The organism is Runella defluvii, assembly GCF_014195535.1.
Classification (GTDB): domain Bacteria; phylum Bacteroidota; class Bacteroidia; order Cytophagales; family Spirosomataceae; genus Runella; species Runella defluvii.
In genome coordinates this window covers 131856-149361 of the sequence record NZ_JACIBY010000005.1, presented here as the reverse complement: position 1 = coordinate 149361, position 17506 = coordinate 131856, and the positions used below count along the sequence as shown (strand labels likewise).

12 protein-coding genes are annotated in these 17506 nt (G+C 48.0%); 8 read left to right on the top strand and 4 right to left on the bottom strand.

The window, feature by feature from the left end; translation table 11 throughout:
• Positions 1–108: 108 nt before the first annotated feature.
• Positions 109–1560, bottom strand: a complete 1452-nt coding sequence (locus FHS57_RS13320; RefSeq protein WP_183974388.1) for an NADH-quinone oxidoreductase subunit N — start codon at positions 1558–1560, stop codon at positions 109–111.
• A 39-nt stretch (positions 1561–1599) separates the two neighbouring features.
• Here FHS57_RS13320 and FHS57_RS13315 point away from each other — a divergent pair, with 39 nt between their 5' ends.
• The gene (locus tag FHS57_RS13315; protein WP_183974386.1) at positions 1600–2241 is read left to right on the top strand and encodes a hypothetical protein; all 642 of its coding nucleotides are present in this window, start codon (positions 1600–1602) and stop codon (positions 2239–2241) included.
• A gap of 61 nt (positions 2242–2302) precedes the next feature.
• Here the strand turns inward: FHS57_RS13315 and FHS57_RS13310 are convergent, their stop codons facing one another.
• Positions 2303–3490, bottom strand: a complete 1188-nt coding sequence (locus FHS57_RS13310) for a phosphoglycerate kinase (RefSeq protein WP_183974384.1) — start codon at positions 3488–3490, stop codon at positions 2303–2305.
• A gap of 191 nt (positions 3491–3681) precedes the next feature.
• Between FHS57_RS13310 and FHS57_RS13305 the strand changes: the two genes are divergently transcribed.
• From FHS57_RS13305 to FHS57_RS13275, 7 genes are all read left to right on the top strand, one after another.
• Positions 3682–4380 carry an RNA polymerase sigma-70 factor gene (locus FHS57_RS13305; protein ID WP_183974382.1) on the top strand — a complete coding sequence of 233 codons (699 nt, stop codon included), beginning with the start codon at positions 3682–3684 and terminating at the stop codon, positions 4378–4380.
• Positions 4377–5384: a FecR family protein gene (locus FHS57_RS13300; protein WP_183974380.1), complete on the top strand. Its 1008-nt coding sequence runs from the start codon at positions 4377–4379 to the stop codon at positions 5382–5384. Before FHS57_RS13305 ends, FHS57_RS13300 begins: the two co-directional genes overlap by 4 nt.
• 35 nt (positions 5385–5419) lie before the next feature.
• Entirely contained in the window at positions 5420–8917 is a 3498-nt protein-coding gene (locus FHS57_RS13295; protein ID WP_221225625.1) for a SusC/RagA family TonB-linked outer membrane protein, read from the top strand.
• A gap of 161 nt (positions 8918–9078) precedes the next feature.
• On the top strand, positions 9079–10542 hold the full coding sequence (locus FHS57_RS13290; protein WP_183974378.1) for a RagB/SusD family nutrient uptake outer membrane protein: 1464 nt from the start codon (positions 9079–9081) through the stop codon (positions 10540–10542).
• Positions 10543–10677: 135 nt separating this feature from the next.
• Positions 10678–11736: a cellulase family glycosylhydrolase gene (locus tag FHS57_RS13285; RefSeq protein ID WP_183974376.1), complete on the top strand. Its 1059-nt coding sequence runs from the start codon at positions 10678–10680 to the stop codon at positions 11734–11736.
• 7 nt (positions 11737–11743) lie between these two features.
• Positions 11744–13450 carry an arylsulfatase gene (locus FHS57_RS13280; protein ID WP_183974374.1) on the top strand — a complete coding sequence of 569 codons (1707 nt, stop codon included), beginning with the start codon at positions 11744–11746 and terminating at the stop codon, positions 13448–13450.
• Between the two features lie 191 nt (positions 13451–13641).
• Complete coding sequence (locus FHS57_RS13275; RefSeq protein WP_183974372.1) at positions 13642–16140, top strand: glutaminase family protein; 2499 nt, start codon at positions 13642–13644, stop codon at positions 16138–16140.
• A gap of 86 nt (positions 16141–16226) precedes the next feature.
• Here FHS57_RS13275 and FHS57_RS13270 read toward each other — a convergent pair whose 3' ends face one another.
• A complete protein-coding gene (locus tag FHS57_RS13270; protein WP_183974370.1) occupies positions 16227–16565 on the bottom strand; it encodes a HigA family addiction module antitoxin in 339 nt (112 codons plus the stop codon).
• A gap of 243 nt (positions 16566–16808) precedes the next feature.
• A complete protein-coding gene (locus FHS57_RS13265; RefSeq protein ID WP_183974368.1) occupies positions 16809–17414 on the bottom strand; it encodes an NAD(P)H-dependent oxidoreductase in 606 nt (201 codons plus the stop codon).
• Positions 17415–17506 lie beyond the last annotated feature (92 nt).

The window sequence follows — 17506 nt, the reverse complement described above, 5'->3', positions numbered from 1 at the left end:
GGACAAATATAAAGGTCTGTAACATCCGTTGTTCTCGGAAGGCCAAAATTATTCGTCATACCTACTAAAACCAAGGTAAATACCTGCTAAAAGTCATAAAATCACCCACTAAAGCTGCTTTATCCAGAGCATCAACCAGTCTGTTTTTAGAAAAAGGGTAACGATAAGCACCGTCAGCGCTACGACCAAGGCCGTTCCAGCAGGCTTTGGGGTTTCGTGGTTAGCTTCTCGAGCCTCCTTGAAAAATAGATAAAAGGGTATTTTGAAGTAATAGACCAAGGAAATGACGGCGTTGAGTAGCCCTATCACCAACAGCGTGGTAAGCAGCGAAGAAGGGGCGGTGGTATTGGCTTCCCAAAGGGCAGAGAAGACCAAGAGTTTGGAGGTAAAGCCCGCTGTTGGAGGTAAGCCTACCAAAGCCACCATGACTATGACAAAACAAACGGCAAGTACGGGTAGCTGTGCCCCTTTGCCTGACAATGAAAGTAAGGTCGGGCGGCCAGAACTCACCAAGTCAACCAATAAGAACGCCGCGAGGTTGGTCAAAACATAAATAACAATATAAAACGTAGCGCTTTCAAAACCCGCTTGGCTGAAAGCCACCACGCCTACGAGTGCAAAACCCGCTTGCGCAATGCCCGAATAAGCCAAAAGACGCTTGAGGTCGTTTTGCCAAAGTGCCGACAAATTTCCTAGCAAAATGCTGCTGAGTGCCAAGAGTGCCATCAGCTGCTGAAAATCGGCGGGGAGCGCACTCAACAAACGCATCAACAAGAGCAACGCAGCGGCTTTGGGGGCGGTTGATAAAAAGGCGACAATGGGCGTGGGTGCTCCTTCATATACGTCGGGTGCCCACACGTGAAAGGGAACCAAGGAAAGTTTGAAAAGAACGCCACCAAGCGTCAGAAAACCAACAATGAGTATAATAACGAGGTGGTTTTGGGCAAGATGATTGGCAAAAACTTCGCTGGTGAGGTCGAGTGAGCCCGTCATTCCGTATAGAAACGAAAGGCCGTACAGCATAATGCCCGAGCTCAGTGCGCCAAAAAGCAAGTATTTAATTCCTCCTTCGGCGGCCAATTTTCCTTTGCCAAGGCTCGCCAACAAATACGAACCAATCGAAACGAGTTCAATTGACAAGTAAAGGCTAAGGCCATTGACGGCCATGGTCATAAAACAAAGCCCCAGCACAATGGCGAGTAGAATGGCGTAAAACTCAGGCGGTAATTGGGCGTGAGTGACGCGTATATGCAGAAGAACAAAAAGGGTAGTGATGAGCACAAGCCCCTTAAAAAAAACGGCCTTGGTGTCAAGATAAAGCAGGTGGTGAAATAAATAGCCTTCGGGGGCGTTCCATTGGAGAATAACCAACAGCAGCCCAGCCAAACTCAGTCCAAACGCTGAAAACCACAAAACAGTGGACGTCTGCTGCGACCAACGCGTTAGTTTCAACACTAACTCGGCCGTAACCAACAGCAGAAAGGCAAAAGCCAGCCATGTTTCGGGCACTACCCGTGGAAGACTTTCGATAATATGGAGTAAATGCTCTTTGAGTTGCAAGGTCGTTCGATTAATTTGCCAGCAAAAGTACAATTCAACATGAAAAAGTCATTACTCTGTCTCGGATTGATTTTAGCGACCATCGCTGCCCATGCCCAAGGAATGTTCATTCAGGACATCAACGGGCGTCCTATTTTTGAAAATGGCTATACCGAAATCGAAGGCTCGCCTTACCTGAAAGATGAGTGGGCGAGAGGAACGGTGAAGGCCAAACACAACGGCAAAACCTACGAGTTGGCCAAAATGCGGTACGATACGTACAAAGACGAACTGGAGTACGAAGAGAACCAAAAATCGTATCGGTTTAGCAGTGAAATTACCGAATTTGCCACCACAGATGGGGTTTTTCGTAACAATTTCCCTGTCTATGAGTCACTTTCTGGACGTAATTTTTACCAAGTACTGTCCGACGGAAAAGTGAAATTGCTGAAGCGGACAGTTACTAAAATTCAGACCGAAAAACTGTACAGCTCGGCTACGGTGACGAAGCGTTTTGTCAAAGAAGAGTTTTTGTATTTGTTCAAAGACGGCGCGATTATTCGCCTCAAGAAAGACAAGAAGGCGTTGTTAGAAGCCCTAAGCGATAAACAAGCCGATTTGGAGGCGTTTATCAAAGAACAAAAAATTAAATTCTCGAAAGAAGAAGATTTTCTGCGCGTGATTGAGCGCTATGAGCAGTAAATACGGTGAAGAAGCAAAAATAATTTCGCCCCGATGAAATCTCATCGGGGCGAAATTATTTTTAAGCCAATGCTGCTACTCCTGGAAGAACTTTTCCTTCCATGTATTCAAGAAGCGCACCACCACCCGTCGAAACGTAGCTTACGCGGTCGCCGTAGCCAGCGTTGTTGATGGCAGAAGCAGAGTCACCACCACCGATGAGCGAAAACGCATCGTTTTGCTCGGTAGCTTGTACTACGGCTTCAGCGATGGCGTTGGTGCCTGTCGCAAAGTTCGGGAATTCAAATACGCCCATTGGGCCGTTCCAAAGAATCGTTTTAGAATTACGAACGGTTTCTTCAAACAATGCGATGGTTTCTGGGCCAATGTCCAAACCTTCCCATCCATCCTCGATTTGTCCCGTTTTCACGATTTGGCGGTTGGCATCATTTGAGAAAGCATCCGCGCAAACATTGTCCAAAGGCATCAATATGTTCACGCCTTTTTCTTTGGCTTTTGCCAAAATTTCAAGCGCTAACTCTTGCTTATCGGCTTCCAAAAGCGATTTTCCAATCTTTCCACCCAAGGCTTTGGTAAAAGTATAAGTCATACCACCGCCGATGATAAGGTTATCCACTTTGTCCAACAAGCGCTCAATGATGAGGATTTTGTCCGAAATTTTAGCACCTCCCATGATTGCCGTAAATGGACGTTCGGCTTGTTCCAACACGCGTTGCGCGTTGTCGATTTCGGCCTGCATGACGTAGCCACACACGCGGTCTTCAAAAAACTGACCGATAACGGCCGTAGAAGCGTGGGCGCGGTGAGCCGTTCCGAAAGCGTCGTTTACCCAAACATCGCCTAGTTTTGAGAGTTTTTCGGCAAACTCAACGTCGCCTTTTTCTTCTTGTTTGTAAAAACGAAGGTTTTCCAACAACAATACTTCGCCTGGTTGAAGCGCGGCGGCTTGTTCGGTTGCCGAAGCACCGATGCAATCGTCCGCAAATTTTACAGAGACACCTAAAATCACTGAAAGTGGATTGATAAGGTGTTTGAGCGAATATTTTTCGGTTGGACCATCTTTCGGGCGACCCAAGTGCGACATCAAAATGCAAGAACCGCCGTCTGCCAAAATCTTACGAATGGTAGGTAGCGTAGCTTGGATACGAGTGTCGTCAGTAATTTCAAATTTTTCGTTGAGAGGAACGTTGAAGTCAACGCGAATGAGGGCACGTTTGCCCGCAAAATTGTACGAATCTACGGTTTTCATAGGATTCAAGTGGGTTGAAAGATTGTTTTTCATGGCAAAAATAGTTTTTTCGCTCTATTAACCCTAGCAAAAGGCCATTTAGCCGTGTTTTTGGTGAAATTCTTGGAAAAAGAAAAAAAAATCTACGAATTGACTAAGGGGAGAAGCCGCTTTTTGTGACTTACCTTATAGAACCCGAAAAAAAACGACCCATGGCCGAAAATCAACCGAGCCAACCCCAGCCTTCCAACCATCCGTTTCAAAGGCCAGATGTTGAGCCCATACTCCTTGACGTTGAGTATCTTATCCGACAAGCGTTTGAGGAAGATGCGCGGCGAGGCTATGAACTGTTGTTTCGGCGCTACTATCGTCCGCTCTGTAGTCAGGCGGTGCGCTTTGTGTATTCAAGGGCGGTGGCCGAAGATTTGGTAAGCGAAGTGTTTTTCAGCTTTTGGAAAAACCAAGCGCAACTTCACATTACAACCACCTACCAAGCTTATTTGTATTCGGCCGTTCGGAAGCGGGCGTATTCGTACCTCCAGCGCGAGTTTCACCAAGAGATGCCCATTACCGACGAGAATGCAGAAGGCATCAATAACAACGTAGAGATTGATCCAGAGCAGTTGTTGCAATACACCGAATTATACCAGCGCATCGAAGAAACGGTGCGTACGCTGCCACCGCAGTGCCAGCGGGTGTTTGTAATGAGCCGCTTTGAGGGGAAAAAACACCGCGAAATTGCCGACGAGTTGCAGATTTCCCCCAAAACGATTGAAGCCCATTTGAGCCGTGCCTTGTCACAACTGAGGCAAGTACTGCGAATGGGGCTTTTTTGCGGACTTATGTTTTTTGTCCCAGCTACTTCGCCTTCCGAAATATCCACACCATCACCAACATACTGCCATCAATGAACAAAGCCATAATGAAAGAACTGCTGTTTGCGCATTTTAGCGGACGCTCAACGGCACTTCAGCGAACGACGATTGCTGATTGGCTGCAACAACCCGAAAACCAGCTTTTGTACGTGGCTTGGCTCGATGAATGGGAGCGCCAGCACCTTCAGTACATGGCCGAAGAAGAAGAGGCTTTGGCACTGCTACACGAGCGGATTGAGGCATGGGATCAGCAACAAAATATGGAAGAAGCCGACGAGAGTACGGAGCTGCCCGTTCGCCGAAGGTTTGCCTTTACCCAGTGGCTGGCGGCGGCTTCGGTGGTGTTGGTATTGGTGGCGGGAATGTATGCGGGAAGAAGCTATATTTTTTACCAAACAATAGAGACGGCTTTTGGAGAAACCCGCCAACTTACCTTGCCCGACGGCTCGCAGGTGTCGCTCAATGCCCATTCGTCTTTGCGTTTCCCTCGGTTTGGATTTGGCCCGCGCTCACGGGTAGTGTGGCTGACGGGCGAAGCGGCGTTCTCCGTACAACATACTCCTACGCACCAACGCTTTTTGGTCAAAACTGCTCGTGGGGTGCAGGTGGAGGTGTTGGGAACGGAGTTTAACGTGTTTGACCGTCCCAGCGGAACTAAAGTCATATTGAGCAAAGGGGCGATTCAGCTTAATTATACGGGGGCTAAAAAAGCGGTGAGGGGCCTGCGGTTGAAACCAGGCGATGCCGTCAACGTGGATGCCAAAGGAAACCTAACGCAGATGCGTATCGACGAGCCCGAAGTAAGTTCGGCTTGGAAAGAACATCGCTTCAATTTTAACAGCACGCCCGTTCGGGAAATTGTGGAATTGCTCCACGACAACTACAACCTGCGCGTTGTCCTTAAAAATCAGGAGATTGGTGAGCGAACGGTGACGGGCTCATTTCAGGCCGATAATTCGGATGAGTTTTTACAAGTAGTGGCCGAATTGCTCGAAATCAACTACAAACAAAAAGATTCTACGGTTACCTTTTTTGAATAATAACCAAAGTTTACCCTTTTCTAACTACACTCTTTATGCGCTCTATTTTTATCCCAACTACGCTGGTAGGGTTGCTTACTGGCGCGTTGTTGGTCGAGCCTCAACTTGCCAATAGTCAGGCAATGGCGATGGTTAGCTCGCAACAACGCCCCACCTACTCTGCTGCCTCGGCAACGACCACTCGCCTTTCGGATGCCTTAAATGGGCTGAAAGCCAAGTACAAAGCTGATATTTTGTTTGAAGACCGAACAGTAGCTAATCTGACGGTTCCGACCGATGTGTTGGCGGGAACCACCTCCCTCGAAAATGCCCTTTCTCGTTTGTTAAAGCCCTTTAATTTGCGTTATAAACAAGTAAAAGCAGGTACATGGGTGGTATTGGCCAAAAAATCGTCGGCTTCGGTCGGAGAGGCCCGATTTCCCGTTACGCCCACCAACGAAGAAAACCAACCCCAAACCGACCCCGCCTCCAACGGCTCATTGACCACGGTTGTGGCATCAGGCCCGCTCGAAACCCGTGCCGAAGAAGTGACCATTAGTGGAACTGTAACCACCGCAGATAATAACGGGGTCATTCCAGGGGCAAACGTGGTTGTAAAAGGAACTGTCCGTGGGACAACCACGGATGCCAACGGGCGTTATCAATTACGTATTCCCGAATCGTTAGGAAAAGCGAGTGGATTGGTGTTGGTGTTTTCGTACGTCGGGTACGAGGCACAAGAAGTGACGGTGGGTAACCGAACGGAAATCAACGTGCAATTGAAAGAAAGTGACCAATCGCTCAATGAAGTGGTGGTGGTAGGATACGGCACCGTACGCAAAAGCGATTTGACGGGCTCGGTGATGTCGTTGAAAGCGCAAGATTTGACCCGTGGCTCCAATATCAACCTTCAACAAACCTTGGCAGGGCGCGCGCCTGGGGTGCAGGTTTACCAAAAAAGTGGTGAGCCAGGTTCGGCCATGAGCGTGCAAATCAGGGGAATAACTTCCATTACGGGAAACAACGACCCGCTGTATGTAGTAGATGGCTTGCCCGTAAACGATGGAACGGCGATTGGCTCGGCAAGTGCTGGGGGAACGACCAGCAATCCCAACAACCGTACGCCGCTTAACAGCTTAAACCCTGCCGATATTGAGTCAATAGAAATTCTAAAAGATGCCTCTGCTACAGCCATTTACGGTTCGCGCGGAGCAAACGGGGTGGTACTCATTACTACCCGCCGTGGAAAAGATGGGAAGCTCAAAGTAGAATACAACGGAACACACGGCGTACAGAAAGTGGCGAATACGCAGCGTTTTTTGACAGGAACGGAATACACGGATGTCATCAACTCCATCATTGATTTGGGAAAACTTTCGACCCCAAAAGTGACGGGAACCAACGCCAATACCGATTGGCAAAGTCTATTGCTTCGCGATGCCCCCATTCAGTCGCACGACCTCTCGTTTAGCGGGGCGGGAGGAAATACCCGTTACTACATTTCGGCGGGTTATTTCAACCAAGATGGGATTATGCTCAAATCAGGGACAAGCCGCTACAGCGCTCGAATGAACCTTGAAAATGGCGTGGCCAACAAATACAACGTAGGAGTAAGCCTAAACACCTCTTACACCAGAGATTACTACAATGCAACGGGGGTAGGGCTAAACGACAACGCCAGCGCGCTGTACATGGCCCAAAACTACGACCCCACGGTGCCTGCTTATAACCCCGACGGAACGTACTATCGCTCGTCGTTGATGGCGCCCATGGATAGCCCATTGGCGGTGATTAATGGACAGTATGGGATGGGCGATACGTACCGTACGTTTGGAAATATTTATGCCGAATATTACTTCGTTCCTTCGCTGTCGGCCAAAGTCCGCGTAGGAGCGGATTTTAATGATAACCAACGGTATTTCTGGATTGACCCCAGTACCTTGACGGGGCTTTCGTACAACGGTTATGCCGATGTTCGCGATGGAAAACGAGGCTACTACCTGACCGAAGGAACGTTGAATTTCAATAAAGAGGTTAAAAATCACCGCATTAGCGCCGTGGCAGGAGCTACCTACGAACGCTATACTTCAAGTTCTATCATTGCCAATTCGCGTTCTTTTGCCTTGCCCGACCTTACCTTCAACGCGCTCGGTACGGGCGATAATACCCTGAATGGCGTAGGAAGTGGCCGTCAAGAAAACAAATTGGTGTCGTTTTTGGGGCGGGTGAACTACTCGTTTAACAGTAAGTATTTACTAACGCTGTCGATGCGGGCTGATGGTTCGGCGCGGTTTGGCCCCAACAAGCGTTTTGGCTATTTCCCGTCGGCGGCCTTGGCGTGGCGGATTCAGGACGAGGCTTTCTTGAAAAATGTAAATTTCTTGAGCGAACTTAAACTACGTGCCAGCTACGGTGCAACGGGTAACCAGCCGACCATCAATTACTTGTATTTCTCTACTTTTTCGGCGGGACGCAATGCCGTTTTCAATGGCAACCGCTACAGTTCGTTGCAGCCATCGCGCAGCGCCAATCCTGACTTGCAGTGGGAAGCCGCCGTGCAAGCTGACTTAGGGATTGATTTTGGCTTTTTCAACGGTCGTCTTACGGGTAGCATCGACTATTATAACCGCAAAACGTCTAACCTGCTTTACGACATTCCACAACCAGCGAGTACGGGTTTTGGAAGCCGCATCGAAAACGTGGGAAGTATGCGTAATACGGGAGTTGAGCTTGCTTTGAAGGGTATTTTGACCGATAAAAATGGCTTCCGTGTCGATGCTGGTTTTAATATTACAACCCTCAAAAACCGCGTGCTGAGTCTTGGAAAAGTGCCTCAGTTCATCGGGTCAGGCCCAGGTAGCATTGGCCAAGTGAGTATTCTCAAGCCAGGTGAGTCGATTGGGTCGTTCTATGGGTATTTGGTGGATGGCGTTTGGCAAACGGGCGAAGACTTTACCCAAGCGCAGTCAGGCGTACGCCCAGGCGATTTGAAATACCGCGACCTTGACGGAAACAAAGTCATCAATGCCAACGACCGCGTGGTGCTTGGTAAATCGCTGCCTGACTTTTTCTATGGTTTCAACACCAGTGCTTCCTACAAAACCTTGGCATTGGATATTTTCTTGGAAGGCTCACAAGGAGCTAAAATGCTGAACAGTAGCTTGGTGGACGCGTATTACCCAGTGGATTATCGTCGAAATAAATTGGCTGTTCCGTACCTAAACCGTTGGACACCGACCAATCCTACCAACGACTACCCATCGTTTTTGCCCAACGACGTGCAAGGCCAACGCCAAGTAACCAACAAAACCGTCGAAGATGCTTCGTATTTACGTGTTCAATCAGTGCGGTTGTCGTACAAAATTCCAGTACCTAAAAACCGCTATGTAGGCAGCGCTTCGGTGTTTGTGAATGGTCAAAACCTGTACAATTTTACCAAGTATTCAGGTGCTGACCCAGCAGCCAATGCTTTAGGAGATAATATTTTACGGATTGATTACAACACCTATCCACTAACGCGTACTTACACCGTAGGGGTTAATTTGCAATTTTAGGTAAGGGGGTGTTAATGGTTAACGGTTATTTGTTAACGGTTAATCGAAAAATGGCTAATTTGTTGATTATGAGCGGTCATTTGCAGAAACAGGCCGCAGATAACAAGTAACGGTTAACAGATAACAAATAACAGTTAACAATGAACAAAATGACAAATCAAATGAGACAATCATTCAACTATAGCTTAATCATCGGAGGGTTTCTGATGTTGACGTCGTGCGAAAAAGCGCTGGAAGTATCGCCGAGGTCCGAGTTTTCACCCGACAACGTACTCACGTCGGAAAGCGGTATCAAAGCGTTGCTTTTTTCGGCCTACGCACACCAGCAAACCCAATCTAATTCGCGCTACGTGATCAACGATTCGGAAGTTTGTACCGACATGGGTTTTAACACGGGTGGCGCTGAAAATGGACAACTTATTCAGCTAATCAACTTTACGTGGGACCCGACGCTCGGAACCTTGGCGGCCGATATGTGGGATCCTAACTACCGCGTGGTACGTGATGCCAATGGTGTAATCGAAAACATTGGGAATGTAAAAGCAACCGAAGCCACCAAAAAGCTTTACAAAGCTGAAGCACGGGTCTTACGGGCACAAGCCTATGCGCTTTTGATGACTTTTTTTGGAACGGTTCCGCTGCGGACTTCCACCACACAACCTGCTGAATTGGCACGGGCAACGGAAGAAGAATTAAAGGCGTTTGTTGAAAAAGAAATCACGGAGTCGATTCCAGATTTGCCCGACCCAGGCAAAGAAGAAACCTATGGACGGTTTAGTAAGGGCGTTGCTTACAGCATTTTGGCGAAGTTTTACCTCAACACCAAGCAATGGCAAAAAGCGGCCGATGCTGCCAAAGCCGTGATGGATTTTAATTATTACGCCCTCAATCCTGATTTTGTGGGGATGTTTAGAGTCGAAAATGAAGGTGCGGCCAACCGTGAAATGATTTTGGCACTTCAATGCCGCCCCGAAGACCCGTTTGGCAATTGGTACCAAGCTGGAGCACTGCCGCCAGGCTACAAGAGCAGCCCTCAGTTTCCGAATTTTACCTACAAAACCACTATGTCGAATTTTGCGACGCAGTACCGCTTGCGGACGGCATTTACCAGTTCGTTTGCCGCCAACGACAAGCGTTTACAGTTGATTTGTACGAGTTATGTCAATACGAGCAACCAAACCGTCGATTTGTCAACGGGAGATAATGCGCGTAGTTTTAAGTATTGGGATAACAATACCGTTGGAAATAACAGTGGAAATGACGTTCCAATACTGCGTTATGCCGATATTCTACTTACCAGAGCAGAGGCACTGAACGAACTCAATGGCCCCACAGCGGAGGCATTTACGTTGATTAATCTCGTTCGTACACGGGCAGGGATTCCCAATTTGACCCAAACGGACACTCCTACAAAAGATGCTTTCCGTACGGCCATTTTTAGAGAAAGAGGCTGGGAGTTTGTCTCAGAAGGCAAACGCCGCGAAGACCTCGTTCGCCAAGGGACGTTTATTTCATTAGCTCAAGCGCGCGGCATCACCAATGCCAAGCCCGAACGCGTGCTGTTCCCGATTCCACAAGCGGAAATTGATGCTAATAAGCTTTGTGTTCAAAGCGCTGGTTATTAGTGGATTAAAGGGGTCTTAGGTTTGCAATCAATGGCAGAAAAACATGAAAGGGTATTAGTTTTTGGCCAAAAGTGTCTTAAACTATTGATTGTAAAATTTTCACTGTGAACTAACTATCTAACAAATCATCATTTTATGAAACAAGTAACACTTTTTGCGATTGCGTTGCTCCTCACGGTATCTACCCTCAAAGCACAACCTCGCTGGACGGCTCAACAGGCAAACGACTGGTACAAAAAACAGGGCTGGATTAGAGGCTGTAACTTTCAACCAAGTACGGCCATCAACCAATTGGAGATGTTTCAGGCGGAGTCGTTTGATCGCCAAACGCTTGATAAAGAGTTAGGATGGGCCGAAGGTCTTGGCTTCAACGCCATGCGGGTGTATCTGCATCACATCGCGTGGACGACCGATGCGCCAGGTTTTAAAAAACGCCTCGACGAGTACCTCGCCATTTCGAGCAAGCACGGAATCAAAACCATTTTTGTGTTTTTTGACGACTGCTGGAACGACGAATACCACCCAGGTAAGCAGCCTGCCCCTAAAACTGGCGTTCACAACAGCGGTTGGGTACGCGACCCAGGTACGATGATTCACAACCACCCAGATAGCTTGGGCATGTTGGAAAAATACGTAAAAGACGTGATGACTACTTTCAAAAACGACAACCGTATTTTGTTGTGGGATTTGTACAACGAACCAGGCAATAACCAATATTTTGCAAAAAGCTTGCCTTTGTTGAAGTCGGTGTTTGCGTGGGCCAAAGAAGTGAATCCGTCGCAGCCAATCAGCGCGGGTGTATGGAGCTGGGGTGAAAAATTCAAAGAATTGAACAAGTTCCAAGAAGAAAACTCGGACGTGATTACCTACCACCACTACGGCTACGTGGATAAACACAAAGAATTGATTAATCAGCTTCGCCAATACGGCCGCCCGTTGATTTGTACGGAATACATGGCACGCCGCAACGGTAGCTTGTTCCAAACCATCATGCCTATGTTGAAGCAAGAAAACATCGGGGCTATCAACTGGGGATTTGTAGCTGGAAAAACAAATACCATTTACGCTTGGGGAACACCTATGCCTGATGGCAAAGAGCCTGAGTTGTGGTTCCACGACATTTATCGCACCGACGGAACGGCTTTCAGCCAAGACGAAATCAAAACAATTAAATACTTGACAGGAAAAAAATAATAATTCGATGAAGAAAAAAGGGGTAGTGGCTTCGGTGGGTTTAGCCGTGGCAGTGTCGGTAGGGCTAACGGCGTTTTATTCAAAACCGTCGCGTTCAAAAGCGGATGCACGTCCGAACATCATTATCATCATGGCCGACGACATGGGGTATTCGGACTTGGGCTGCTATGGCGGTGAAATCAAAACCCCCAACATCGACTACCTCGCCAACAACGGGCTGCGTTTTACTCAGTTTTATAACACATCCCGTTGTTGCCCTACGCGCGCCAGTTTGCTTACAGGTTTGTATAACCACCAAGCAGGCATTGGTAAAATGACCGACGAAGAATCGACACCAGGGTACCGTGGGCATTTGGCCGAAAATACCGTGACGATTGCGGAGGTATTGAAGGCAGCGGGCTACCAAACGGGTATGACGGGGAAATGGCACGTGTCGAACACCATTGTTCAGAAAAACCCCAAAGACCAGCTCGATTGGCTCAACCACAAAAAGGACTTTGGCGATTTTGGGCCGTTGAATCAGTACCCCACTGCGCGTGGTTTCGACAAGTATTTTGGCAATATCTGGGGCGTAGTTGACTTCTTTGACCCTTTCAGTTTGGTCAATGGGACAAAACCTGTGACCCAAATTCCAAAGAATTATTACCACACGGATGCCATTAGCGATTCCACAGTGGCTTACATTCAATCGTTTGCTAAGTCGTCGTCGCCATTTTTCTTGTACGTAGCGCACACCGCCCCGCACTGGCCGCTGATGGCGCTGCCCGAAGACATCGAAAAGTACAAAGACACGTACAAATCGGGCTGGGATGCGATTCGTAAAAGCCGCTACGATAGAATGGTGAAAATGGGCTTGATTGACCCTAAAACCACGCCATTGTCGGAGCGCTGGGACAAACAACAAACCTGGGAAGCAAACGCCGATAAAGAATGGGATGCGCGCGCCATGGCCGTTCACGCGGCGATGATTGACCGTATGGATCAGGGAATTGGCCGTATGTTGCAGACACTGCGCGAAACAGGTCAGTTGGAAAATACGCTCATCGTCTTTTTGTCGGATAACGGGGCAAGTCCTGAAAACTGCGCGGCTTATGGCCCAGGTTTTGACCGTCCTAACGAAACGCGTGACGGTCGGCCTATTTCGTACGATTTGAAAAAACAAGTGATGCCAGGGCCGCAGACGTCGTTTGCGTCGATTGGGCAGCGTTGGTCAAACGTAGCCAACACGCCTTATCAATACTGGAAAGCAGAATCATCCGAAGGAGGTGTTCGCACGCCAATGGTGGCGTTTTGGCCCAAAGGAATCAAAGCGAAAAAAGGAGGTTACAGCGCCCAAATGGGACACGTAATGGACTTCATGCGTACCTGCGTAGAAATTTCGGGAGCAAAGTACCCGCAGACGTTTCAGGGGCGTGCCATTTCGGTCTCAACGGGGCAGAGCCTTGTGCCTGCATTTCAGGGAAAAACCAACGGAGGGCATACGAGCCTGTTCAACGAACACTTCGGCGCGCGTTATGCACGGTCGGGAAATTGGAAGCTGGTCTCGGCAAGTCGCGATACTACGTGGCAGTTGTTTGACTTAGCCAATGACAAAACCGAAACCAATAACCTCGCGGCTACGTATCCCGAAAAAGTAAACGAATTGAAAAAACAGTGGCAAACGTGGGCCAAAACCCACCAAGTTTTGCCCAAGCCTAACACGGTTAGACGATAAGGTATGGTCTGACTATCGTCTGACCAACAACACGGTCAGACGGCAGTCAGACCGCAGACTAACCTCCTAAGGGAGAGGTGAGCCGTTTGTTTTCTGTCCAGAACATGAGCAGTTTCTGGTAGAGCAAGCGCCGCCTCTCCTTTTAGTGTATATTAAATTAACCTCTCAAAATTTCATTAATCACCATTCCAATGTTTTACAACAAACCAACTCTTTTGTTGCTTGCCTTGAGTGGATGCCTCGCGCTAACGTCTTCGATGGCGCAGACGCTCCGTCCACCTGCCTATCCCATCATTACCCACGACCCGTATTTTAGTATTTGGAGTACTACCGACCAGCTCACCGACGGTCCTACGCGCCACTGGACAGGTCGTCCGCATTCGCTGGAAGGCATTGTACGGGTGGACGGCAAGTCGTATCAGTTTTTAGGAGCTCCCCCAACTTTATACCAAGCCCTATTGCCAACGGGCGAAAACAAAGCGTACGACGCCTTATATACCACCATCAAACCCTCAGCAGGCTGGGAGCAGCCCGACTTTATTCCCCAAGGCTGGAAAACTGGCTCAGGGCCTTTTGGTGATTCGCCCGCATCGCGCACTCCGTTTCACAATGGAAAAATTGACAAAGACGGAATTTTTATCCGTCGCGAGTTTAACTACGACGGGCAAGTGGATGCGTCTAAGTTGTTGTTGACCCTTATCAACGACGACGACGTGGCGGTATATTTGAACGGTACGCGCATCTTCACAAAGCCTTGCTGTGCAGGCGAATACATCCACTCGCCCCTTTCGTCCGAAGGCCAGAAGGCGCTTCGTAAGGGGCGTAACGTCTTGGCGGTGCATTGCATTAGCCCCATCGGTGAGTCGTTTGTAGATGTAGGATTGGTAAGTGTCGTTCCTACGGCGCAGGCGGTCACGGCTACGCAAAAGAAAGCCACCGTTACGGCCACCCAAACCAGTTATGTATTTACCGCAGGGCCTGTGGAATTGGACGTTAACTTCTTGTCGCCTCTGTTGATGGATGAATTGGAAGTGGCGGCTCGTCCCGTAAGTTATGTGACCTTCTCCACGCGTTCGTTGGACAACAAACCCCACTCGGTACAGGTGTATTTTGGTGAATCGGCTTTGGTCGCTACCAACGTGCCTTCGCAAGAAGTAGTGGCCGAAACCAAGAAAGACGGCAAGCTGGTTTATGCGTCAGTTGGTACCAAAGAGCAGCCTGTATTGGGCAAAAAAGGCGATAACATCCGCATCGACTGGGGCTATGCCTATTTGGCGGTGCCTGATGCAGCAAGTAGCGTGGTCACGGGGAATCCTGACCAATTGAAAAACGACTTTAAATCAAAAGGTCAATTGACGGCTACTGGTTCGACGGTCTCAGGAACGGCGGGAGAGTTAGCAATGGCGACGGTCGTAAACTTTGGCAATGTATCGGGAAAAACTTCTTCAAAGCACTTGCTTTTGGGTTACGACGATGTGTATTCGGTACAGTATTTTGGTCAAAACCTCCGTGGATGGTGGCGCCGTGACCCTGCTACGACCATGCAGAAAACGTTACAAACGGCCGAAGCAGACTACCCACGTTTGTTGACCAAAAGCACGGCATTCGATAAAAAAATGTACGATGACGCGACCAAAGCGGGTGGAAAAGCGTACGCCGATTTGTGTCAATTGGCCTACCGACAAGCCATTTCAGCCCACAAAATCGTGGCAGGGCCGAAGGGGGAAGTGTTCTTTTTGTCGAAAGAAAATTTCTCTAACGGTTCGATTGGAACGGTGGACGTAACGTATCCGTCGGCACCGATGTTTTTGTTGTACAACAACGAGTTGGCGAAAGGCTTGCTACGTTTTATCTTTGACTATAGCGAATCGGGGCGTTGGAAAAAAGACTTCCCTGCACACGATATTGGGACGTATCCGCTTGCCAACGGCCAAACCTACGGCGAAGATATGCCCGTGGAAGAAGCTGGAAACATGATGATTTTGACGGCAGCTTCGGTGAAAATGGATGGCAATCCAAGCTTTGCGCGCGAGCACTGGCCAATGTTGACCAAATGGGTGGAGTTCTTAAAACGCGATGGATTTGACCCCGCCAACCAATTGTGTACCGACGACTTCGCGGGGCACTTAGCGCGTAACGTCAACTTGTCGGCCAAGGCCATTGTTGGGATTGCGTGTTATGCTCAGATGGCGGCTCAATTGGGTGAACAAAAACTGGCCGACGAGCATTTTACGTTGGCGCGCACCTTGGCCCGTCGTTGGATGGAGATGAGTGCTGATGGCGACCACTATGCCCTTACGTTCGACAAAACCGCAGGAAGTTGGAGCCAGAAATACAACATCGTTTGGGATAAATTGCTCGGATTGAACGTTTTCCCGAAAGAAGTTGCGCAAAAGGAAATCGCGTTTTACCTCAAAAAACAACAAGCCTACGGTCTTCCGCTCGACAGCCGTAAGACTTACACTAAGTCGGATTGGATTGTGTGGACGGCAACCATGGCCGATTCGGACGCTGATTTCAAAGCGTTGATTGACCCCGTGTGGAAGTATGCCAACGAAACGCCCACCCGCGTTCCACTCTCGGACTGGCATGAAACTACCAATGCCAAGCAAGTAGGCTTCCAAGCCCGCTCCGTAGTAGGAGGCTATTTTATCAAAATGCTGGCAGAGCGTTTGGAGAAGGGGAAGTAGGGGAATAAATAGTTGGTACTTATTTTAAGAGCAATTTTCTTCATAAACGGTTTAGTTTTAGAAGAAAATTGCTCTTTATAGTTATGCTACCCCAGTATTGCTTCCAATAACTTCATTTGGCGAGGTTCGGGCAAGTTAAGTTTTTGGAGTGATTTTTGGGCATTATGATAAGCTGTTACACGGTCATATTGGCGTTGTAGATTCAACCAAAATTCGGCTGAAATATCCAGAGCTTGTTCTAACCGTAAAGCCATTTCAAGCGATACCCTTCGCTTTTTATGCAATAGTTGGCTTATAATCGCTTGGCTGACCCCCATTTGAGTAGCGAGGGTTTGCTGAGTCAAATTTCTTGCCTCTAATTCGTCTGCCAATAGTTCCCCTGGGTGAGTAGCTACGGCAGGTATCAATTCATTCGCTCTTTTCATTAGTGATAAGCAGTCAAGTCTTCCAATGTAATTATTTCTACCATTTCCTTTTCATTTAATCGAAAAATTAAACGGTACTGGTCATTATTATCAAACTCAACAATCATAGAATAAAATTATAACATAGTATGTTATAAAACAAAAAAGAATGAACATTTTTTAGAATAGATTTACGAAGCAGAGGCACTTTAACAGATTTTTTAGACTCTCCAAGTTTCAAAAACTTGGAGAGTCTTGCTGTTTTTACTTCCCAAACACACCACGAAGGTGCTCCAAATATTCTACTTTGAACGAAGCTGTCAGCTCAGGCGAGCCGTTTTTTTCAACATCGTGAAAATGCTTGCTAGGTAGCGGTTCTAGTCCACAAAAAGCATTCATGCGGTGGAAGGGAAACAACACGCCATCATCGACACTGCGGCCCTGAAAAAACTCTTCGGGCAGCGTAAAAGCAGTTTTAGGAGCATTCCAAGTCGTAGTGACTAGGTAGCGAGTTCCTTGCATCAAGCCGCCCGTTCCGTAGTTTCGTTCGGGGTTATTGGCCTTCCGTCCGTCGCTGTAATACAGCCCCTTCCGATGTCCAGCCGTAAGTACTTTATCGAAATATTCCTTCAATGAAAAAGGAAGGTACATCCACCAAATGGGAAAGTGGTAGATGACGACGTCGGCCCACACAAATTTCTCCACTTCTTCGTTGGCGTCGTAGTTTTCTTCTCCTACCTGCGTGATTTTCAGCTCAAAGCCATTTTCAGGGGTGAAAAACTCGCCATCCCATTCGGTAAGGGTAGTGTTGAGGCGGCCGCCCGAATGGGCAAAGGTTTTTCCGCCGTTGATAACCAATATTTTTTGCATTGTTTTTCGGTGTTATAAATGACAATGCAAAGGTATTTGAAGGATATGTGTAATTAAAATAATACAAATTATAGAAAACTATAACAAATATT